At 37.1% G+C, this 20,643-nt stretch carries 22 protein-coding genes; 10 read left to right on the top strand and 12 right to left on the bottom strand.

What is annotated here, in order from left to right; translation table 11 throughout:
- Positions 1–86 precede the first annotated feature (86 nt).
- Positions 87–2,288 (bottom strand): transglycosylase domain-containing protein, encoded by a 2,202-nt coding sequence (locus MKY30_RS16825; protein WP_341084867.1) that lies wholly within the window; start codon positions 2,286–2,288, stop codon positions 87–89.
- A 187-nt stretch (positions 2,289–2,475) separates the two neighbouring features.
- On the opposite strand from MKY30_RS16825, the gene MKY30_RS16820 reads away from it, so the two are divergent.
- Positions 2,476–2,973 (top strand): antibiotic biosynthesis monooxygenase family protein, encoded by a 498-nt coding sequence (locus MKY30_RS16820; protein WP_147208118.1) that lies wholly within the window; start codon positions 2,476–2,478, stop codon positions 2,971–2,973.
- Between the two features lie 168 nt (positions 2,974–3,141).
- Here MKY30_RS16820 and MKY30_RS16815 read toward each other — a convergent pair whose 3' ends face one another.
- From MKY30_RS16815 to MKY30_RS16800, 4 genes are all read right to left on the bottom strand, one after another.
- Positions 3,142–3,783 carry a response regulator gene (locus MKY30_RS16815; RefSeq protein WP_147208120.1) on the bottom strand — a complete coding sequence of 214 codons (642 nt, stop codon included), beginning with the start codon at positions 3,781–3,783 and terminating at the stop codon, positions 3,142–3,144.
- A 17-nt stretch (positions 3,784–3,800) separates the two neighbouring features.
- Positions 3,801–4,859: a sensor histidine kinase gene (locus MKY30_RS16810; protein ID WP_147208122.1), complete on the bottom strand. Its 1,059-nt coding sequence runs from the start codon at positions 4,857–4,859 to the stop codon at positions 3,801–3,803.
- 11 nt (positions 4,860–4,870) lie between these two features.
- Positions 4,871–5,629, bottom strand: coding sequence for a cell wall-active antibiotics response protein LiaF (gene liaF / locus MKY30_RS16805; RefSeq protein WP_186813519.1), 759 nt, complete (start codon positions 5,627–5,629; stop codon positions 4,871–4,873).
- A gap of 66 nt (positions 5,630–5,695) precedes the next feature.
- Positions 5,696–6,346 carry a phosphatase PAP2 family protein gene (locus MKY30_RS16800; RefSeq protein ID WP_341084865.1) on the bottom strand — a complete coding sequence of 217 codons (651 nt, stop codon included), beginning with the start codon at positions 6,344–6,346 and terminating at the stop codon, positions 5,696–5,698.
- Positions 6,347–6,452: 106 nt separating this feature from the next.
- Here MKY30_RS16800 and MKY30_RS16795 point away from each other — a divergent pair, with 106 nt between their 5' ends.
- Both MKY30_RS16795 and MKY30_RS16790 read left to right on the top strand, forming a co-directional pair.
- Positions 6,453–6,887, top strand: a complete 435-nt coding sequence (locus tag MKY30_RS16795) for a ferritin-like domain-containing protein (RefSeq protein WP_339285949.1) — start codon at positions 6,453–6,455, stop codon at positions 6,885–6,887.
- A gap of 205 nt (positions 6,888–7,092) precedes the next feature.
- Positions 7,093–8,268 carry a M20 family metallopeptidase gene (locus tag MKY30_RS16790; protein ID WP_147208129.1) on the top strand — a complete coding sequence of 392 codons (1,176 nt, stop codon included), beginning with the start codon at positions 7,093–7,095 and terminating at the stop codon, positions 8,266–8,268.
- A gap of 40 nt (positions 8,269–8,308) precedes the next feature.
- On the opposite strand, the gene MKY30_RS16785 is transcribed toward MKY30_RS16790, so the two are convergent.
- Both MKY30_RS16785 and MKY30_RS16780 read right to left on the bottom strand, forming a co-directional pair.
- Positions 8,309–9,529, bottom strand: a complete 1,221-nt coding sequence (locus tag MKY30_RS16785; RefSeq protein WP_147208131.1) for an ABC transporter permease — start codon at positions 9,527–9,529, stop codon at positions 8,309–8,311.
- Complete coding sequence (locus tag MKY30_RS16780; protein WP_147208132.1) at positions 9,522–10,265, bottom strand: ABC transporter ATP-binding protein; 744 nt, start codon at positions 10,263–10,265, stop codon at positions 9,522–9,524. Before MKY30_RS16780 ends, MKY30_RS16785 begins: the two co-directional genes overlap by 8 nt.
- 358 nt (positions 10,266–10,623) lie before the next feature.
- On the opposite strand from MKY30_RS16780, the gene MKY30_RS16775 reads away from it, so the two are divergent.
- The 7 genes from MKY30_RS16775 to MKY30_RS16745 all read left to right on the top strand — a co-directional run bounded on the left by MKY30_RS16775 (position 10,624) and on the right by MKY30_RS16745 (position 15,925).
- Complete coding sequence (locus MKY30_RS16775) at positions 10,624–11,076, top strand: HIT family protein (RefSeq protein ID WP_339286297.1); 453 nt, start codon at positions 10,624–10,626, stop codon at positions 11,074–11,076.
- Between the two features lie 123 nt (positions 11,077–11,199).
- Positions 11,200–11,718 (top strand): tryptophan transporter, encoded by a 519-nt coding sequence (locus MKY30_RS16770; protein ID WP_339285943.1) that lies wholly within the window; start codon positions 11,200–11,202, stop codon positions 11,716–11,718.
- A 549-nt stretch (positions 11,719–12,267) separates the two neighbouring features.
- The gene (locus tag MKY30_RS16765) at positions 12,268–12,639 is read left to right on the top strand and encodes a YtxH domain-containing protein (protein ID WP_339285941.1); all 372 of its coding nucleotides are present in this window, start codon (positions 12,268–12,270) and stop codon (positions 12,637–12,639) included.
- Between the two features lie 352 nt (positions 12,640–12,991).
- Positions 12,992–13,177: a hypothetical protein gene (locus MKY30_RS16760; RefSeq protein WP_147208139.1), complete on the top strand. Its 186-nt coding sequence runs from the start codon at positions 12,992–12,994 to the stop codon at positions 13,175–13,177.
- A gap of 114 nt (positions 13,178–13,291) precedes the next feature.
- Positions 13,292–14,188 (top strand): peptidylprolyl isomerase, encoded by an 897-nt coding sequence (locus tag MKY30_RS16755; protein ID WP_339285938.1) that lies wholly within the window; start codon positions 13,292–13,294, stop codon positions 14,186–14,188.
- Positions 14,189–14,576: 388 nt separating this feature from the next.
- Positions 14,577–15,584, top strand: a complete 1,008-nt coding sequence (locus MKY30_RS16750; RefSeq protein ID WP_339285936.1) for a LacI family DNA-binding transcriptional regulator — start codon at positions 14,577–14,579, stop codon at positions 15,582–15,584.
- Between the two features lie 71 nt (positions 15,585–15,655).
- On the top strand, positions 15,656–15,925 hold the full coding sequence (locus tag MKY30_RS16745) for an HPr family phosphocarrier protein (RefSeq protein WP_339286296.1): 270 nt from the start codon (positions 15,656–15,658) through the stop codon (positions 15,923–15,925).
- Between the two features lie 74 nt (positions 15,926–15,999).
- On the opposite strand, the gene MKY30_RS16740 is transcribed toward MKY30_RS16745, so the two are convergent.
- The 5 genes from MKY30_RS16740 to yhaM all read right to left on the bottom strand — a co-directional run bounded on the left by MKY30_RS16740 (position 16,000) and on the right by yhaM (position 20,618).
- Positions 16,000–17,349 carry a four-carbon acid sugar kinase family protein gene (locus MKY30_RS16740; RefSeq protein ID WP_339285934.1) on the bottom strand — a complete coding sequence of 450 codons (1,350 nt, stop codon included), beginning with the start codon at positions 17,347–17,349 and terminating at the stop codon, positions 16,000–16,002.
- Between the two features lie 110 nt (positions 17,350–17,459).
- Positions 17,460–18,482, bottom strand: coding sequence for a 4-hydroxythreonine-4-phosphate dehydrogenase PdxA (pdxA, locus tag MKY30_RS16735; RefSeq protein WP_339285933.1), 1,023 nt, complete (start codon positions 18,480–18,482; stop codon positions 17,460–17,462).
- Positions 18,483–18,658: 176 nt separating this feature from the next.
- Positions 18,659–19,249, bottom strand: coding sequence for a thioredoxin family protein (locus MKY30_RS16730; protein ID WP_339285932.1), 591 nt, complete (start codon positions 19,247–19,249; stop codon positions 18,659–18,661).
- Between the two features lie 138 nt (positions 19,250–19,387).
- Entirely contained in the window at positions 19,388–19,567 is a 180-nt protein-coding gene (locus MKY30_RS16725) for a sporulation YhaL family protein (RefSeq protein ID WP_147208153.1), read from the bottom strand.
- Positions 19,568–19,673: 106 nt separating this feature from the next.
- Positions 19,674–20,618 carry a 3'-5' exoribonuclease YhaM gene (yhaM, locus tag MKY30_RS16720; RefSeq protein ID WP_339285930.1) on the bottom strand — a complete coding sequence of 315 codons (945 nt, stop codon included), beginning with the start codon at positions 20,616–20,618 and terminating at the stop codon, positions 19,674–19,676.
- Positions 20,619–20,643 lie beyond the last annotated feature (25 nt).

Raw genomic sequence — 20,643 nt, 5'->3', positions numbered from 1 at the left:
GTCAAATAAGAAACAAGAAGTCCGTGTCAACTAAAGAGTTCGCCGCTTATCATTTGGGGACTTTTTGAACATCCTCTTATAAAGTATTAGAAAAATGATACGGATTCAGAATGTGCCCCTTCCATATTCGTAATTGGGTCAAATGGTACAACATAATAGTATTCATTGCGGAACCAGATATCATCAATGATAAATTCTGTTTCCCCTTCTACTTCTCCCACCAGTTCATCTGTACCCTCTTCCTCTTTATAAATACGGTATACAATACGGTCATCTGTTGAACCATTCCAGGTAAGCTTTCCTTTCACCAATGCCATTCCTCCAAAGGTATAGCTTGCATCTACATTCTCAATGACCGGTAAATCAATTGGATCTGGCAAAGGCTCTACATCGTCCGGCCTTGAAAAGGATGCAGTAAATGCAGATCCGGTTTGATTATCAATTTCTGTCAGTATTTTCTTAGTTAACGAGGTGGGATAGGCACTCCCTCCTGTTAAATAATGTTCCTCATCTGACTTATCATACCCCATCCACATGGCTGTAACATAATCCGGTGTATATCCGACAAACCATGCATCCTTAGACGCTCCATCTACATAAGTATGCTGTGTAGTTCCTGTTTTACCTGCAAGCTCTTTGGCATAATAGCCGCTGCTGGCAGTTCCTGACCGGACCGTCTCCTTAAGCATTTCTGTCATATCCCAGGCAACCTGTGGTGTAAATATTTCTTTGTTACTTGTTTCTGATTGATATATCACTTCACCATTCCGGTCCTTTATCTCTGCAATAGCTGTTGCTTCAGACATACTGCCGTTATTCGCAAAAGCTTGGTAGCTTTGAGCCATTTGTAGTGGCGTCACACCTTTTTCCAAGCCTCCTAAAGCAATAGATGTCCCCTTATCTTTCTCATCGAGAGGCAAATCCAGTTTGTTCAGATAAGATTTAGAATAATCTATCCCTATCTGATCAAGCAGCCAGACAGCAGAAGTATTTGTTGATTCTACAATAGCCTGATAAATCGTAATATTATTCTTATATTCTCCACTAACATTCTTAACTTCATACTCCTCCATATATTGATCAGGAATTATAGTAAAAGGATTATATTTATCCTCTTTCATTAACGCCGGTCCATAAACAGCCACTGGTTTAAAGGTAGACCCAGGCTGGCGCTGCACATTTGTCCTGTTTAAATCACCAATGCTGAAATTACGTCCGCCTACAGCCGAGACAAGATGGCCGTTATCCTTATCCAGCATTACAAATGCCCCCTCTGTTCCCTCTGTATTTCCAGGAAAAAAAGCATCCTCCTTAAAGTTTTGATAAGCAATCTGCTGAAAATCATCATTCATATATACGGTAATTTCATAGCCGCCGCTTTGTAAATCTGCGAAGCTTAAATCATGCTTTTCTGCAGCCTCTTTTATTGCTATATCAACATAGCTGTCAACCCAGGGGTTTGTTCCTCTTTCTTCTTTTGACAAATTTATCCCTAAATCTTTTTCCTGCTCAAGCACTTTTGTTTCTTCATCTATAAAACCGGCTGATTCCATTGTCTGAAGAACGACATTTCTGCGCTCAGCTGCTTTTTCCGGATGGTTCAAGGGAGAATATCCATTCGGTGCTTTCATTAAACCGGCAAGCAATGCTCCTTCAGAGATAGTTAAATCATCAACATCCTTAGAAAAGAAATATTGTGAAGCCTTTTGGACCCCGTATACTCCCTCTCCAAAATAGACCTGGTTAACATATAATTCTAATATCTCATCCTTACTCAATCTTCTTTCCAGATATAGGGAAGCCATAGATTCTTTTATTTTTCTGGTCCACGATTTATCATTTGTAAGAAAAAGATTTTTGGATAATTGCTGTGTAATTGTACTGCCGCCTTCTACTTTACTTCTCGCTAATATGTCACGATAGACAGCCCGTCCAATAGACTGCAAATCAATCCCCTGATGCTCATAAAAACGACGGTCTTCGACAGCCACAAATGCTTGCAGCACATGGTCCGGGATATGATCTACGGATACATATTCTCTGTTTTCATTATATAGAGTTTTGACAACTTCTCCATCTTCCGTACGGACAGTGGTTGTCAAATCAAGCTGCAGATCATCCTCATCAGCAACCATTTTCCCTCCTAAAATAAGCAGTCCATAACCGCTTAACAAAAATACAAAAACAGCAGCAACAGCAATCCCCAGCCACTTTATTTTTTGTCGAAATACATTCTTTTGATTTTTTCTTCTATCTTTTCTTTTTTCATTTCTTCGTTCAGTTCTCATAAGCTCACCTCGGTGCATATACGTTATTATTATACGTTATTCTAACTTTTTGATAAAGAATGGACATCTCTGAATTACATAAAGATTCGACAGGAAATATGTATTATTTTCAATATTATTTGTATTTGTGTACAATTTAATTATAAGAGGATGTTCAAAAAGCCCGTTCATATAAGGAGGAATTTCAATGAAAGCGTTTATGTCAAGAGGAACCATCAATTTTTTGGAAACCTTAGAGAAAAAAAATACAGATATTGATTTTTACTTTATCTCCAGCAATGATGGTGGTATTGCTTATTATGAAAATAGCCCTAAAAATATTTTTTCAGCCGGTCAAGCCTTCGAAGTATTAAAAGCTGTCGGAGAATTATCCAAAGAAGGATATGTAGTTATGAACCATCTTCCTATTTCCGAAGACAGCAGTTCAACCTTCGAATATCGCATGAAGCAAAGTGACAGCGGCATTGAAGAAATGGACGGTTTCCAGGCATGGCGCTTTTTACGTCAGGAAAAGACAAGCAAATACGTTGTTTTGACACAATGGAAATCCTTTGCCGACTTTGAAAACTGGAAAAACTCTGATCAATTTAAAAAAGCACATGATTCCCAAAAAGCAAAACAGCCAAGCTACTTTATGGATCGTCCATTTGTTATTTCTGGTCACATGCATGAAAAAGAAGAATAAATGAGACAGCAGTATGCTGTATTCATAATTCTTGACTTTTCTTATTCAACTTGTAGATAAAAAAGGTTGTCCCGTCGATGGGATAACCTTTTTTTATGATAAATATTAAAAATTGTTTTAAGAAAATGTTCAAAAAGTCCAATAAAAATAACATGCACTATAAACGAATTAATCTCCAGTTGCTTTAAACAATTGATTTCGATGGACATAAACAGCAGCCTGCGTTCTATCATTAACACCCAGCTTACTTAAAATATTACTCACATGAGTTTTGACCGTTTTTATACCAATATAAAGTTTTTCACTGATTTCCTGGTTTGTCATACCGTCTCCAATACATAAGAGCACCTCTAATTCCCGTTCTGTAAGATCTTCATGTGGTTTCTTAACTGATGAACGAAAACGACTCATCATCTTTTGGGCAACTTTTGGTTCAATCACATTTTCATCTTTAGCAGCTTTACGTACTGCATCAGCAATTTCCTGTGCATTTGATGTTTTTAGTAAATAACTGAACGCTCCTGCCTCTAACGCAGGGATAACCTGTTCATTATCATAATAGGACGTAAGAATAATGACTTTGCATGCAGGATAAGCGGACATTATTTGCTTTGTCGCTTCTATCCCATTCCCGTTCTCCATTATCAGATCCATCAGAACCACTTCCGGCTGCTCCTTTAATACAAGCTCAGCACCACCAAATCCACTGTTCGCCTGCCCGATAACCTCCATATCATCTTCTGTCTGCAGAAAAGAAATAATTCCTTTCCGGACTATATCGTGATCATCAATGACAACAATACGAATCATAAAATCTTCTCCCCCTTTTAACTTCCTTGATTTGGAATTCGAATATGAATATATGTACCTTGGCCCTGCTTTGAACGAATGGCAAAGGTCCCTCCCAGCTCTTCACTGCGTTCCTTCATCGTTTTCAGCCCATAAGAAGCTTTATTGTCCTGCTGATTTTCAGATTCAAATCCAACTCCATCATCTTCAATACGGACATAGAGCTCCTCCTGCTTCCGTTTTATTTCTACCTTTACTGTATTTGCATTCGCGTGGCGCAATATATTTGACAAAGATTCCTGAATAATCCGAAAGAGATGCTCTTCGACCACTTCTTTTAAATCTGGCATTTCATCAATATCGACTTGAAATGTCAGGTTGCTCTTCTGCTCCAATGCGTCTATCAGCTTCTGTACACCTTCTTCCAATGTTTCCCCGCTTGTCAGATAAACCGGCCGTAAATGAAGCAGTAATGCTCGCATTTCTGCCTGAGCCTGATGTGCTGAATGCACGACTTCCTGCATCTGTTCTTTTGCAGTAGAAGGGCTTTTATCAAATAGCTTTAATGCTGTTTCCGATAACATTGCCAGTCCGAAAAGCTCCTGACTGACAGCATCATGAAGGTCTCTGGCAATCCGCTGTCTTTCCTCGATGACCGCTGCTTTATGAGCTGATTTCGCATAATCTGCTTTCTCATCAGCCATCCGCTGTAATGACTGAACCTGGCGCTGTAATTTGTCCCCTAAATCATTGAGTTCGTCAATAATTCGATCTGTTTCATCTATTTCTTCATGAACCTTCGAAATTTTAGCAGTATAATTCCCATTGGCATATTGCTTAATTTGAATAGAAATGGCATCTAAACGGACTTTTAAAAAGTTCCCTATTTGCGTAAATCCTGCTTGTAAGGATAAAATAAAACCGATAATCATATACAGGCCGATAAATAAAAATATACTTTGTGCGGTTAACCATTCCGGCTCCCAAATAACAAACAAGGATAGAATAATTGCCAGCAGGATACAAGCCGTTAAAAATAAATTATATAAATACAATTTTATAAAACTGAATCGGACACTTCTCCATCGTTGTTTCATTCTATCCCCCCTTATACCCGGTCAATACGAATAGAACCCGCCTTTAACCGAATAATAATATCTAATTTTTTTGCAGCATTGGCAAACTGGTCTGTTTCATAAAATAATTCTGTATTCACCCCGGTAGATTCCTGATCCAAAATATTAATATCTCCAAACTGTGCAGTTGCCTGAGCTTGAAACTCTATTTCTTCTGGAATAAGGATAGTTACATCGCCTGCTAAGGAGCGTATATGTATTTCTGTTTCTTCATCAGGGATATACGCATTCGTTAAATCCAGATAAAAACTGCCAGCCATTGTATTTATATTCATCGGCTCCAGATTCCAGTTTCCCTTTTTCTCCATATCACCAAAGGTAAATGAAGTCTCTTTATTCTTCTTTCTTTTTTCAGATTTTTTTTTCTTATTAGATCCTCTGCTGTAATCCAAATGAATATGAATTCCGCGAAATAAACTAAACCCAATAAAAATCAAAATCATCGGCCAGAGCTTAAATACACTCCAAAAAGTAAAATCAACCAATCCAAACCGATCTGCTAATAGCAATCCCCCGAAAACAAGCAGAAATGTTCCTATCATCCATCTTCCACGTCTTTTGATAATAGCTGTCCCCAACAGTACTACTCCTGTAACAACAAAGAAAAGCGGATAAATATAACCCCAGCCAAAGCTTATTTCAAAATCATCTATATTCAAACTGTTTACAATTAACATGACTCCAATCCAAATAAAGCAAATCGCCATAAAATAGGAAATAATTCTCCTCATTCGTTTCATCAACTCCTTTCTCTATGCTTCTATTTTACTTTAGAAAGCTGTTTAGAGAGAACCAGCTTAAGAATGTTTCCTTCTCCGCCTTAAGTCTGAGATTCTTTTGTCCATAAATATATAAATATAAAGCAGTGCAAAGCCAATGGTAAATCCGGCTATAATATCTGTTAAATAATGAACGTTGATAAAAAAGCGGCTGATTCCTATTAAAAATACAAGTGTGCCCAGCGCGATCTGTACAATGAATACTATTTTTTCTGAACGAATCTTTTTACATAGCAAGTATGCAATCAGTCCGTAACAGACCATTGAAATCATACTGTGGCCGGACGGAAAACTGAATCCTTCTGCATTTAGTGTAACTGAAATACTTGGTCTTTCTCTGCCTACCAGCTGCTTTATAAATGAATTCAGCAAATGTGCAAATAAAGATCCTCCTAAAAGCAATAGTCCCGGATACCAATGCTTATATAACAGCATAATCCCTATAGCTGCTACAATAGCTATTGGTATAAGTACATGGGATGATCCAAGCTCCGTAACCATCCGGAAGAAATCATATATCCTCGTCCCATGAACAAGAGGTACAATTTCTCTTGTCCATTGATCTATATAAGGAAGCATCTCAAGTTTTATTTGTATTACCCAGACAATACTTAATAGCAATCCAACTGCCCATATGCTGAATAAAATGGCTGCAGATTTATTTTTCATCCTATCTCTCCTTCTTTTCTCTCTTTTTATGCTAAACAGGTTTGATAAAAATAACAACGGGAAATATATAAAAGGAAGTAAAAAATCATAAAAAGGGTGATAAATCATGGATGCAAAATTACAAGAATTAATTGATGGATTAAATGAAGATTTATCGAATGAATATGCAGCTGTTATCCAATATACGTATAGTGCATCTGTAGTTTCAGGACTGTACCGCTCGGCTCTGAAACCATTTTTTGAATCAGAAATAACAGACGAATTAGGTCATGCACTTTATTTATCCGAAAAAATCAAATCCCTTGGCGGTACCCCGACTACCACAGCCGCTTCTATACCGCAGCCTACACAAGTTGCTGATTTATTAAAAGCTTCTCTTCAATCTGAGACGGATACGATTGAACGTTACGAAAAAAGAAAAGCACAGGCTGATGAACTGGGTTTAACAGAGCTTGTAGTTAAGTTAGAGGATTTAATCTCTGATGAAACACATCACAAAGAAGAAATTGAAAGATTATTAGAAGACCCGCGTATTAATTAAAAATAACTGATATATAACTCTTTCTATCCATGAGGTATTTACCGCTTCATGGATTTTTATATTTATTTGCATTAACAAAATTATTCCAGCCTCGAATTATTTTATTCTACAGTATAATTAATTAGTGATATAATAAAATAGATTGGCAATAAAAAGAGATTTCACATAATTCTCAGATGTACTACAATACTTAAGAGGTGATTAAATGTTATCAGCTATTCATTCGCAAATTGATAACACATATGAAGAAATGGTTGACATTCGCAGATATTTGCATCAGCATCCGGAATTGTCTTTTCAAGAAACGGAAACAGCAAAATATATTGCGAATTATTATGAAAAATTAGGTATTCCTTATGAAAAAAATGTTGGTGGAAATGGTGTTGTTGCAACACTTAAGGGAGCAAAACCGGGTAAAACGGTCGCTTTCCGTGCCGACTTTGATGCTTTACCTATACAGGACGAAAAAGATGTCCCATACAAATCACAAGTACCTGGTGTCATGCATGCTTGCGGCCATGATGGACATACGGCTATCCTGCTTACATTTGCAAAAGTTATGCAGCAGTTCGAGAATGAATTGGAGGGAACCATTGTTTTTATTCATCAGCATGCAGAAGAGTATGCTCCAGGCGGAGCGAAATCAATTGTTGAAGCAGGCGCCTTAAAAGATGTAGATGCTGTATTCGGCACACATTTATGGGCTCCTCTCCCGCTTGGTACTATCTACTCTTCACATCAGGCAATCATGGCCGGCGCAGACCGGTTTGAAATTACCATTCAAGGGAAAGGCGGGCATGGTGCTATTCCACAGGATACGAAGGACGCCATTGTAATTGGTGCTGAAGTGGTATCACAATTCCAGCAGATTGTCAGCAGACGCTTAAGCCCGTTAGCATCCGCTGTGATTTCTATTGGTATTTTTGAAGCAGGAAATGCTTTTAATGTGATTGCAGACCAATCGAAACTCGTTGGAACAGTCAGACACTTCGATATTGCTGTTCAGGAAAAAATTATTGGAGAAATGGAACAGATTTTAAAGGGAATTTGTGATTCTTTTGGAGCTTCCTATGAATTTAACTATGTTAAAGGGTATCCGCCAGTTATTAATCATCCGGAACAAACAGATCTCGTTCTGCAGACAACAAAGAAAATTGACGGGGTAGATCTCACTGCTATTACAGAGCCATTAATGGTAGGAGAGGATTTTTCTTATTATTTATTAGAAAAACCCGGATCTTTCTTCCTCACAGGCGCAAATCTGGAAGGAAATGATTACCCGCATCATCATCCTAAATTCGATATTGATGAAAAATCAATGGTCATCGCTGCAAAGGCGTTCGCCAATATTTACTTAACCTATCAGGACCAAGCAAAATAAAACAAGCTGACGGCTATCACATGACCGTCAGCTTGTTTTTTTATACTTTATCCAATTTAGGTTTTACATAGAGCTTAATATATGCCCAAACAAAGCTAAGCCCTCCAATTAATATAATCATAGTCCCCAGCCATTCAAGCTGGAATATAAATAAAAAAGTAAAAGCAAATGCCTGTACATAGCCAAGCTTCCGAATAATCCCGATAACAGCTGTTTGCTTCAAACCCGGGTTAACCGGATAAAGATCCAGCCACATTTGTGTACGATGATGCTGATAAAGAGCCATCATTTGGAAGACACTTAAATAGATAAACAGAATCGCGAATATCATTTTAATCCAGATATTAGGAATAACCCAAATAAAAATCCCGCCAATTACGACAAGCCGGAGGTACATTCCTAAATAATCACCGCTGCGCAGAAAGGAAATCTGATATAAATAATCATAGGTTGCTGACCGTTCAAATGGAATTCTGCTGATAAACGTTTTCGTCAGCCATTCCCTTCTTTTTACTTTATTTTTCAAATGCGGAACATCTGCAAATAAATTGGCAATGCGGTAAAAGGATTGTAAACGGCTCTGATCCTTCTCGATCAATAAGTCCCAAAAGATTCCAGGCTGCTTCGATGCCACAATAAAATCATACACGATGACCAGAAAAAGCAGCACAATCGTTATAACAGCATATAAAGCCAGCCCCTCAATAACAAAATAGGCTATGACAATATTAAGCAGAGTCCGTACTGTTAAATCAATTGTTCTTAAACTTTTATCCCGGACTTTCAGCATGTACCAGTTTATCAGCATATTCATCCCTTTTAAAAGAAGGAACAAGAAAATTGTAACAAGAAAAACACTCCCTGACCGTTCACTGAAGCTGGTGAAATACAACGGACTGAATGCAGCGGATGCTAACACAATCAGATATGTCTGGATGACGAAGCTATAAATAATACTATTGCGGAAATACGGTCCCATCTGCTGTTCTGCTGCTAAAAGAAATACCAGGTCCGGTTCCTGCAGCAGTGTTCTTATTGGATTATAGCTTATCAGCAGTCCTAAAACGATTCCCATGATAATGCCTGTTGGGAAATTTGTGGGGATTTGTTCCAGCCATTGCTGATAGTAATAAGCTGTTGCAGCTATGAAAAAAAACATAGCAAATGCAATATGCCCGTTGAACATATATTTTAAATACCTGCTTAAATTTTTTACATGCGCAGATAAACGTTTTTTATAAAATGCATGGGAATCAAACATGGTCATCTTCCTTTGTCAGCTGAACATATAAATCATCTAGTGTTGCATCCGGCATCTGGAACTCTCTCCGAAGCTCTTCCAAGGTCCCTTCTGCCCGTAATTTTCCATCATGTAAAATGATAAAACGGTCACAGTATCTTTCAGCTGTAGCCAGAATATGTGTAGACATTAACACCCCTGCCCCTTGCTTTTTCATGGAATCCATCATCTGCAGATAAGATTGGATTCCCAATGGATCCAGTCCGACAAACGGTTCATCAACAATATAGAGTGGCGGTTCAATAAGAAAAGCACACATAATCATGACCTTCTGCCGCATTCCTTTTGAGAAATGAACCGGGAACCAATTCAATTTCTTTTCGAGACGGAATTCTTTTAAAAGCTTTGGCAGTCTCTGTTCAAACACCTCTTCTTCAATTCCGTAAGCCATTGCGGTCAGCCTGAGGTGTTCATATAAAGTCAGTTCATCATAGAGAATTGGCATTTCTGGAATGTATGCCATCTGATTACGATATGCTTCTGGATCATTTTGAAAGCTTTTTCCCTGAACCAGCACTTCCCCTTTTTTAGGCTGCATTAAACCGATAATATGTTTAATGGTTGTACTTTTTCCGGCGCCATTTAATCCAATGAGCCCAACGATTTCTCCTTTATTTAAATCAAATGATATATCGTGTAAAACATTTTTATGGGTATAGCCTCCGTATAAGTTTTCTATATGTAATAAGGTAGTCACCCTGTCATCCTCCTTTGTTCATTACTTTGATTTTATCATCATTCCAGAAAGATTCCAAAATGAACCGTTCTACAAATTGCGGGAACTTTTGCTAAAGATAAAAGCTAGTAAGTCATATCAAATATTTAATTTCTTGAAAAATAGAGCTTAAAGCTGTCTAAGCAGCGTTTGATCAGAAGATATAATTTGTCTAGTTAGTACCTAAGCAACATTCATTTTAATTGCAAAAAAACACAGAGTTCCTTTTTAAAATTCTATTTTTAGAGAAACCTTGTACACTTCCTTCTATAGAATAATATAGAATCCTTTACTTTACCCGACATAACTCTTTACAATAGAAAAAAGAATATTTTTTTCTATTGATAAGGAGGAACAAAAGATGGCTCATGAAGATTGTATTTTTTGTAAAATTATCGATGGAGACATACCTTCCGCAAAGGTTTATGAGGATGAAAAGGTATATGCTTTCCTCGATATCAGTCAGGTAACAAAAGGACACACACTTGTTATTCCTAAGGAACACACAAAAAACATTTATGAAACTTCACCAGAAACAGCGCAAGAGCTATTTAGTAGAATACCCGTTATTGCTAACGCCATTCGCGATGCATATCAGCCGCTGGGAATCAATCTGCTAAACAATAATGAAGCAGCAGCAGAGCAGTCTGTTTTCCATCTGCATGTACATTTGATTCCGCGTTACGGTGATGGAGACGGGTATTATCCAAACTGGACAACACATACAGAAGATTACTCATCAGAGGATTTACAAGCTGTCGCTAAAGCAATTAACGAGCAAATAAAGCGTTAGAAGCAGTGAATTTAGTTCTTTTTATTTTAAACAGTATTTGATATACTGTCTGTATCCTTTCGCGGCTGGCAATGAGCGCACAGCCGGAAAGCAGAGTTTAGAAAAGCGGAGGAGAGTTAAGCTATGAAGACAAAAATTTTAACTATGCTTGCCCTTTTGGTAAGTATCGGAACCGTACTGCACTTGGTAATGCCCCCGTTATTATTTGGAGTGAAGCCTGATATGATGCTGGCAATGATGTTTTTAGGAATTATTTTATTCCCAAAATGGAATTATGTACTTCTGATTGCATTTGCAACAGCAGCTATTTCCGCACTAACAACTGCTGCGCCTGGAGGGCAAATTGCCAATCTAATTGATAAACCAATAACCGCAGTTGTTTTCTTCCTGCTATTTTTATTAGTAGGAAAGCAATGGAATACAAAGATAACAGCATCTGTATTAACTTTTGCAGGGACACTGATCAGCGGCAGTATCTTTTTATCGGTAGCCCTTTTCGTTCTTGGTTTTTTAGAAGGCGGTTTTCTTGCTTTATTTGCAGGAATTGTTCTTCCGGCAGCAGTAATGAATACAGTTATCATGTTAGTTGTTTACCCAATTGTGGAAGGTATTATGAAACGAAGTAAGGTGGCTACGGTTTAAATGAAGAAGAAGGAAAAGGAAAAAGAAAACTTCTTTCCCCTTCTTCGTCTTCAAAAGCATTCGTTCCATTTTTATTTGAACGAATGCTTTTTTCTGTTATCACAAAGTATATTTATCATATATTAACTATTTTGTGTTAATATAAAGGTAGGTTAAAAACATTATTACTAGCAGAAAATGATTCCATTTCCTATAATAAGTATATAGGATTTACTTTATATGAGTGTTCAAAAAGTAGACAAATTAGAAGCAAGAAGATCAAGGCGACGTGGATTTTACGAGCGGCCTTTCACAGGATGTGATGACTTCTGTGTTGTCCACAGGACGTGGACGTACTTAGCAGAAGTTCCTCTATGCTTTTAAATACGTGAGTAACGCTTTTGGTGGGGCGAGTAATCGCAGTCCCAGCCCCATCGTAAAATCCACGTCAACGCAGAGATTCGCCGCTTATCATTTGGGAACTTTTTGAACATCCTCTTTATTGTAAAATGTTTAATTACATGTGGTAAAAGGAAAGTATATACGAAAGAAGAAAGGAGTGCGTTTCCTATGTCTAAGAAAAAATCATTAACGCTCGGGTTTCTGGTTGGAGCATCCGTCAGCGCCGGCATTGCATTATTAAGCACACCAGAATCCGGAAAAGACATCCGTGTAAGAGTTAAAAACCAATCCTTAGAATTAAAAGAACTACTGATGAACCTAAAAGAGGACAGTATCCGAATTAAAGAACAGCTGCTTCGGACTTCTAAAGAAGGTGCCGTTCTAGTCAAAGATTTGACAGAAGAAATGCGAAAATCTGTAGAGGACTGGAAAAATGCTGTAGAACCTCAGCAGGAAAATATTCATCAATCATTGGAGCAAATTGAATCAAGTATTCGTGAATTAGAAGAAAAAATTAAAAACACAAATGCCAATTCATAAGAAAGAAAGCTTTTGCCAGTGAGTATACAGGCAAAAGCTTTCTTTTTATTATCAGTCAATCAAAATACTTCTATTATGCTCTTCATCCCCTCTTACAGAGCAGGAAATAAAAAAACAATTTTGCCAGGTCCGCGGCAGTAGTGGAAAAACAAGGGAATAATCTCCCGCGCTACATTGATTCTGAAGAGTTCTAACAGGGGTTCTTTTTCCCGATGAATTATTTTTTATTGCACTTTTTAGGCATTCATTTGTAAAGAAAGTAATATTACATATACTTTATTACTGTTCAACACTATTTGTTTTTGATAGAGTTATAGGAGTATTATTATTGTAAAGGGGCGTTACATAGAACATGGCTATCTTCTATATTATTTTTGGTTTTTTTGTATTACTTATTTTTAACGTCATGATCAGTGCTATTTGTACGAAGATGGAGCTGTCCAGACAGAAGTCAGAAAGAATGGACCGGGTTACAAACATGATACTGGTAGCTATGCTTGTGTGTTCATATATCCGGATTTTAAATGTGACAGTTTAATGTGATTTTTAAGTAAATTGTTGAAAATATTTATTTAAAATGGAAAAGTATGATATATTAATCATGGTAAACAATAAAAGTAATATTAGGAAAGAGTAGGAGTGTATATCAGACATGAAAAAATGGACATTAGCAGCAACAATATCTGCCAGCTTGCTTGCATTGGCTGCATGTAATTCTTCGGACGGCGATGTAGTTGCAACTACGGATGCCGGCGATATCACAAAAGAAGAATTTTACGATGAATTGAAAGACCGTAATGGAGAAGCTGTTCTTGAAGAACTTGTTACTATCAAAGTTCTTGAGGATAAATACGACGTTACTGACGATCAGGTAAATGACGAAATTGAAAAAATGAAGGACGAGTTTGGCAGCCCTGAAGAATTTGATTCAATGGTAGAACAGCAATTTGGCGGTGAAGAAGCCCTTAAAGATCTTGTTTATGTAGGAATGCTTCAAGAAGCTGCTATTTCTGAAGATATGGATATTACAGATGAAGATTTAAAGGAGTACTACGATAAAAAGAATACAGAGGTAGATGCACAGCATATTCTTGTGGAGGATGAAGAAACAGCTAATGAAGTAAAACAGAAATTAGACGATGGAGAAGAGTTTGAAGACCTTGTTGCGGAGTACTCTACAGACAGCGGCAGCGCAGAAAATGATGGCAGCCTTGGTTATTTCTCTGCAGGGGATATGATTCCTGAATTTGAAGAAGTAGCGTTCTCTATGGAACCAGGCGAGATTAGCGACCCAGTACAATCTCAATTTGGCTACCACATCATTAAAGTAAATGATGTTCGTGAAAAAGAAGAAACAATCGGTGACTTCGACGAATTAAAAGATGAATTAAGAAGTGAATTAGTACTTCAGCAGGCAGACCAGGAAAAAATCCAGGCAAAACTTCAAAAAATCATCGAAGAAGCTAATGTAGATGTTAAGGCAGATGGCCTTGAAGATTTATTTAAAACAGAAGACGAAGGTGCAGATACTTCAGAAACTGAAGAGTAATAAGCAAAAGTCTCTCTAGACAATACCTTTATAATAATTAACAACAATCGCATGCTGCTTTTAACAGTATGCGATTGTTGTTTTATTCTCATCATTATAGAAAATTATAACCTGCTTCCCCTACTCTTCTTTAGATAATCATATTTCCTCACACCTCTGGTAAAATAATAGAAAACCATTTTATCGCAATCTGAAGTTAACATTGATATAATATAGAAGCATATTGTAAAATAATTCTATATAATCGACAAAAATAAAAATTATTGTTAAACGAAATTTTTCTTCATGTAAAAATGACTGTAGCCGGCATTATCTTCTAAACGTATTAACACTGCCAGATGCTACATTATTTATATACAACAGTATCCAACTCTACGAGGTGAATATAATGCGTATCACAATGAAAGAAATAGCTAAAGAAGCCGGTGTATCTGTCACGACGGTTTCACATGTAATTAACGGCAGCAAAAAAATAACTGAAGAAACATATAACAGAGTAATGGACATCGTAAATAAATACAATTATGTGCCTAACTATTCTGCAAAAAATTTAAGAAATAACACAACGAAAACAGCCGGTCTCATTGTTCCAAGTTTCCCGGATTCTTTTGTCACACAGTATATAAATGCTATTTCCTTAAGGGCAAAGGAAATGAATTATAATTTACTTTTCGTAAATACAAATGAGGATGTAGATTATGAAGAATCTACTTTGAAGCTTTTTAGCTCCCAGATGGTGGATGGTATTATTCTTTCCCCTGCAGCCAGCTATTCCAAGCCTTTTCCATATGATATTCATAGTATTATGAAAAACCTGCCTGTTGTTTTAATCAGCAGATATCATGATGCTTTGTCAGATACCCCTATGGTTTGTCAGGATGATTATCAGGCAGGTTTCGATGCAGCAAAGCATTTTCTGTCACACGGACATAAAAAAATGGTAGTTGTGTATGCAATGGACGATATCGGACCTACTTTTAACCGTATTAAAGGATTTAAAGCAGCATTAGAACAGGAAGGATTGACATTGGATCCCGAACAGATTATTGACGGAGAAGCAACGGTTCAGGGGGCTGAGAAGGCCGTGAAGAAATTAATTAATAACCAGCCGGATATTACAGCAATGTTCCTTCTGAATGACTCTATGACCATTGGTGCTATTTCTGCTTTAAAGGATATGAATGTTTCCATTCCAAATGACATGGCAATTATCGGTTTTGGTGATTTCCCTTCCGCATCAATTATCAGCCGGCCGATTACAACAATTAGTGCATCTGCTGAAACAATGGGAAGAACCGCTTTTGATATGCTTTTAAATAAAATAAATAATCCAGACTATATTAATAAGGTTATAGTTCCAACCTATTTGATAAAAAGAAAATCCTGCGGCTGTTAGGTTAAACGTTTTTCTTTAATTTTTCTCTTTTTTCCTATATACTTTAAATAGTTATATATTAAAAGGAGGAGATTACTATATCATCGTTTAAAAAGAATACTGTAATCAATATTACCGAGCAGCAGACTATTATTGAATTAAGCTATCTGCTTCAAAAATATGATTGCGAAGTGTTTATCCGGAATGAATCAGGCAATCAAATTCACGAAGTAAACCCTAAAAGTGTTTTGGGACTTGCTACACTGCAACTGAGAAATGGTGTTGAAGCTACTGTACGCGCAGAGGGAAAAGATGCTGAAGAAGCTGTTTTGGAGGTTATCCGTTTCTTTGGAGGCGAATAAACCGTACAATAAAAACAAAGCAGAAAAGTAAAAAACCATCTTATTAAAATTGATGTTTTTTTACTTTTCTGCTTTTAGTTTTCTATCAAATCCCGGACACTTGCCTCTTTAACAATCCGCTCTATTATAGCTGCTGCTGTCTGAACAGTGCCTGTCAACCCGCCCTTGCCAACAACAACTAATCCATCAGAATAACCGCCGATAACAACACCTAAATCAGCTTGCGGAATAACATAATCAACAAGCTTAATACCAACAGCCTCAAGCATTTTCAAGATGTGAACCATTGTATCTCCACCCGTCATGTATATCCCTCTAATTTTAGATGTCTGCAGCAATATTCCTTTGGTAATTTCACCTAATGCCTTATTAATATTATCTGCAGACTCGCCCGGCTGCAGCCCGTTTCTTTTTTCCTCTGCTTTTAAGTCAACTCTTTCATTTGTAACCGACGTTTCAATAACAAGAGCCTGTGGTGAAGATTTCTTTAAATGGTTTACCGCTAAATCAATTACACGCTTTATTTCTTTAGACGAAATTTCATTACAGCAAATTAAATCTTTTGCAGTGACTGGTATTTGAATTACATTCTCCTGCTTTGATAAATGATTAATTTGCTCCTTCGTTACAGAAGAAGCACTTCCTGCAACAGCAAGAACAGTTCCGTTTAGTTGATCAGCAGAAGCACTAACCTTACCAGGTGCTTCGTCTTTCTTCCCAAACCCATTATAATAAGCCATTCTTTCTGTGAACGGTCCTGGGTCAATCATCAGTATATTCCATTTTAAGCCTGAAATAACCTGGGCAATCAAGTCAATATGCTCCAAAGAAACAGCATCAGCAATTATAATTTTCGCTCCCTTATTACGAGCTTCTATAAGACTATTCCGAAGTGATTCTTTACCGGCTAATATAGTATTTAATGAAATAGTTTCAATCGGATAATCTGTTTGTTTTTCTATTAATGTAGGACAGTGCGATTCCTCAACAGGTGTACGAACATCTTTAGCTACAGGTGTCTGAGATAAAGGCACACTGTCAATAATAGAATATCCTCCGACTAAAATACGTTTAGACTGTGGCATCGCTGGAACCATAATACCAATTGTACTCTCATCCATCATCTCAAGCATAGCTTCTACTTCTGCACCGATGTTACCTCTCAGTGTTGTATCTATTCTTTTTGATAAGTATGTGGCACCGTTTTCTTTTAAGCTGATAACAGCTTCTCTAACTCTTGCTTTTGCATCTTCTTTTTTTATCGCTCTGGAATCTGTTGTTAAAACAAATGCTTCCTGTTCATTATCCCTTGATAAATTTTCTGCCTCAAAATAAGCTGCGACAGATATATTTGACCTTGCTAATAATACCCCCACCGTTGTTGCGCCCGTTAAATCATCAGCAATAATACCTAATTTCGACATTTCCGCACCTCGTTTGTCTGACCATATATAGAAATAAAAACAGGAAAGTCTCCCTCCCTGTTTTCACCTCTATTTTTATGGAGTAAAGTCTGTCAGGATGAAATTGCTATTTATCCTTGTAATGCTTTTTGTTGTTTTTTCCAATACTGAACTGGAACCAATGTAGACTCAATCATACTTACAGAGCCCGCAATTCCTTTACCAGCAATATCAAATGCTGTACCATGGTCTACAGAGCTGCGCATAAACGGAAGCCCCCAAGTAATTGTAATAGATTTTTCAAAATCATATGTTTTACAAGCAATATGTCCCTGGTCATGGTAAAGAGATAAAATAGCGTCATAGTTCCCTTGTAATCCAAGGTGGAATACAGAGTCAGCCGGTACAGGACCAACAACATTCATTCCTTCTTCTTTCGCAGCTTCCACTGCAGGAATTAAATGATCCTTCTCTTCTGTGCCAAACAGTCCATTATCAGATGCATGTGGATTTAGTGCGGCCAATGCGATTTCCGGATTTTCGTATCCAATCCCCTTTAATTCTGTATCAATTTGACGTAAAGTATCTAAAACAACATCCTTTGTAGCATAGCGGCAAGCCTCAATCAGCGCTTTATGCCGGCTGACAAAGAATACTTTCAAGTTATGACAGTTAAACATAGTAAGTGCATAATCAGAATTCGTTAAATCACCAAATATTTCTGTATGGCCCTCATGTTTACATCCGGCTAATTTAATCGCTTCTTTGTGAATCGGAGCTGTAGAGACAATATCTATTTCTTTATTCAGCCCTAATTCAATTGATTTTGTAACGTAATCATACGCCATTTCTCCAGCTAATTTTTGTACCTTGCCGTACTCAATTTGTGAGCAGTCATATTCTTTCGGCTCCAGCACATCAATAATGCCATAAGTAAATTTCGCTTCTGAAGGGGAAGCAATGTTATTAATTTCAAAATCACTGTTCTTTATCTCTAAAGCTCTTTTTACTATATCAACAGATCCAATAAGAAAAGGATTACATTCGTCATAAACCTTCTCCGTCAGCATAGTGTCCACTGTTATTTCCGGTCCTATCCCAGCCGGATCCCCCATTGTAACTGCAACAACTGGTTTCTTAAAATCTCCGCTCATGTAAACTACCCCTATCTATTTCAAGTTTTGGTTAAACGTTTTTATAACATATATTTTATATATTTAATTACAATATGTCAACACCTTTATTTTATCGTTTAACCAAACAAAAAAAGACTAACAAATCTTTTATATCAGATAGTCAGTCTCCAAAGATATTTTCTTAAGTTATACAATCAGCTTCTCGGAACCAGGTCACAAGCTTCTGCCGGCATCCAATATTTATCTTTCCCATTCCATTTTATATTACATCCGAGCGGATTGGTGGCTGGTGTTGTGATTTGTTTACCTGTAACTGCTTCCTCCAATGCATTTTGTAAATCATTTATCGATGCATCTTCCGGATTTTTAGGGTTATCCAGGCCCCTGCCAGTGTATATAAGCTCACGGTCTTCATTAAAAATAAAAAAGTGCGGTGTTTTTAATGCTCCATAGGCTTTGGCAATTTCTTGATTTTCATCTCTGAGATAAACCCAAGGAAATCGTTTTTCTTCCATTCTTTTAACCATAAAATCATAGGAATCCAATACCTTTGTCTCCACACTGTTAGAATTAATTCCTACAAAAGCAACTCCTTTATCTTTAAAGTTATCAGCAGTTTCTCTTGTCACCTCATCAGATCCGATAACATACGGGCAGTGATTGCATGTGAAAAATACAACTAATATTTTTGCATTCTTAAAATCATTTAAACTATAATTCCTCCCATCCGTTGCCAGAAGAGAAAAACCTGGTGCCTTCGTCCCCAGTTCAATAGTGTATGACATCTTCATTCCTCCACATAAATATTTTTGTTAAACGTTATCAGAATTTTTGTGTTTCGTCAATGTAAGTTCTCAAATATAAAAGCACTATATTATTCCTTCCGTTAATGGAATAATATAGTGCTTCGGTAACTTCATATTTCATTCCTGTTCTCTTCGTTTCATCCGCTCTTCCTGGATACGTTCCATATATATTTTGCCTTCACGTTCAATAAACTGCCTATCCAGCTTTTTCTCTGCCAAAAACGCACGTATTGCCATATATCCACTTAGAAAAATTAATAGAATCACTGCAAAAACCCAAATTGGAATCGAGCTCATCTTATATCCCCCTTGTCCATTCCTTACTAAATATATATGAACAAGTTAATAGAAAATGACACGAACTTCATTTTTATCTTGCAGATATACTATTTCGAATTGAAATTTACTCAAAGGACGGCTTGTAAAAAGAACGATTATCCATCGCAAAAAGCCGTTCAGTAAATTCACCCGGCTGAACTTTATCCAAAGCTTTATCCAGCATATTCATTTTTGCATCAATTAAGTCTATGATATGCAGAAGCTCTGCCTCTTTAACCATTGGAGGCTTCGGACTTCCCCACTCTGCTTTTCCATGATGACTCAGAATTAGATGCTGCAATATAAGTACTTCTTCTTTTTCTTCAACCTGCAGCTCCTTAGCCATTTCTGCTATTTCCTCTACCATTATCGTTATATGGCCAAGAAGCTTTCCTTCAAGTGTATATGTAGTCGACACAACACCTGACAATTCCTTTATTTTCCCAATATCATGAAGAATAATACCTGCATATAATAAATCTTTATTGATGGAAGGATAAAGCTCGTGAAGCTGTCTTGCAATCCCGAGCATACTGACAATATGATAAGCCAAACCCGATGCTACATCATGATGATTTTTAGCAGCAGCTGGATAAATAAGTAATTCATGCTGATATTTTTTTACAAATCCCCGTACGATACGTTGTAATGTAGGGTTCTTCATTTCAAAAATAGCTTCTGTCAGTTTTTCACCCAGCTCTTCTTGACCTATAGGAGCCTTACCGACAAAATCACTTACTTGAACCTGATCTGTAGGCTGAGACAGACGGATAGAATGAATCCGCAATTGATTTTTTCCGCGAAATTGATTAATATCTCCTGTCACATGAATAATTTGCTCTGCCAGCAAATTTTCTTCATCTTCTTTGGTGGCATCCCATAACTTTGCTTCCAATTCACCAGATTCATCGCGCAGCATTAATGTCAGGAATGGCTTTCCATTACTTGTTGTGCCTTTGGTCGCTTCATTTATTAATAAAAATCCTTCAAATTTATCCCCGACGGTTAAATTTGCAATGCCTTTTTTCATTTTTATTCCTCCTTCCAAATCAATA

The organism is Oceanobacillus sp. FSL W8-0428 (assembly GCF_038004405.1).
In the GTDB taxonomy this organism is placed as follows: domain Bacteria; phylum Bacillota; class Bacilli; order Bacillales; family Amphibacillaceae; genus Oceanobacillus; species Oceanobacillus sojae.
The sequence above is the reverse complement of the archived record's forward strand: the minus strand, read 5'-3'. Positions and strand labels throughout refer to the sequence as shown.

Bases quoted from the DNA above. Each gene is read 5' to 3' on its own strand.
- MKY30_RS16795 (WP_339285949.1), top strand. From the start codon at position 6,453: ATGGATGCAAAATTACAAGAATTAATTGATGGATTAAATGAAGATTTA.
- MKY30_RS16760 (WP_147208139.1), top strand. From the start codon at position 12,992: ATGGCTATCTTCTATATTATTTTTGGTTTTTTTGTATTACTTATTTTT.
- MKY30_RS16810 (WP_147208122.1), bottom strand. From the start codon at position 4,859: ATGAAACAACGATGGAGAAGTGTCCGATTCAGTTTTATAAAATTGTAT.
- MKY30_RS16790 (WP_147208129.1), top strand. From the start codon at position 7,093: ATGTTATCAGCTATTCATTCGCAAATTGATAACACATATGAAGAAATG.
- MKY30_RS16770 (WP_339285943.1), top strand. From the start codon at position 11,200: ATGAAGACAAAAATTTTAACTATGCTTGCCCTTTTGGTAAGTATCGGA.
- pdxA (WP_339285933.1), bottom strand. From the start codon at position 18,482: ATGAGCGGAGATTTTAAGAAACCAGTTGTTGCAGTTACAATGGGGGAT.
- MKY30_RS16825 (WP_341084867.1), bottom strand. From the start codon at position 2,288: ATGAGAACTGAACGAAGAAATGAAAAAAGAAAAGATAGAAGAAAAAAT.
- MKY30_RS16725 (WP_147208153.1), bottom strand. From the start codon at position 19,567: ATGAGCTCGATTCCAATTTGGGTTTTTGCAGTGATTCTATTAATTTTT.
- MKY30_RS16755 (WP_339285938.1), top strand. From the start codon at position 13,292: ATGAAAAAATGGACATTAGCAGCAACAATATCTGCCAGCTTGCTTGCA.
- MKY30_RS16750 (WP_339285936.1), top strand. From the start codon at position 14,577: ATGCGTATCACAATGAAAGAAATAGCTAAAGAAGCCGGTGTATCTGTC.
- MKY30_RS16785 (WP_147208131.1), bottom strand. From the start codon at position 9,529: ATGTTTGATTCCCATGCATTTTATAAAAAACGTTTATCTGCGCATGTA.
- MKY30_RS16815 (WP_147208120.1), bottom strand. From the start codon at position 3,783: ATGATTCGTATTGTTGTCATTGATGATCACGATATAGTCCGGAAAGGA.
- MKY30_RS16820 (WP_147208118.1), top strand. From the start codon at position 2,476: ATGAAAGCGTTTATGTCAAGAGGAACCATCAATTTTTTGGAAACCTTA.
- MKY30_RS16740 (WP_339285934.1), bottom strand. From the start codon at position 17,349: ATGTCGAAATTAGGTATTATTGCTGATGATTTAACGGGCGCAACAACG.
- liaF (WP_186813519.1), bottom strand. From the start codon at position 5,629: ATGAGGAGAATTATTTCCTATTTTATGGCGATTTGCTTTATTTGGATT.
- MKY30_RS16730 (WP_339285932.1), bottom strand. From the start codon at position 19,249: ATGTCATACACTATTGAACTGGGGACGAAGGCACCAGGTTTTTCTCTT.
- yhaM (WP_339285930.1), bottom strand. From the start codon at position 20,618: ATGAAAAAAGGCATTGCAAATTTAACCGTCGGGGATAAATTTGAAGGA.
- MKY30_RS16800 (WP_341084865.1), bottom strand. From the start codon at position 6,346: ATGAAAAATAAATCTGCAGCCATTTTATTCAGCATATGGGCAGTTGGA.
- MKY30_RS16765 (WP_339285941.1), top strand. From the start codon at position 12,268: ATGTCTAAGAAAAAATCATTAACGCTCGGGTTTCTGGTTGGAGCATCC.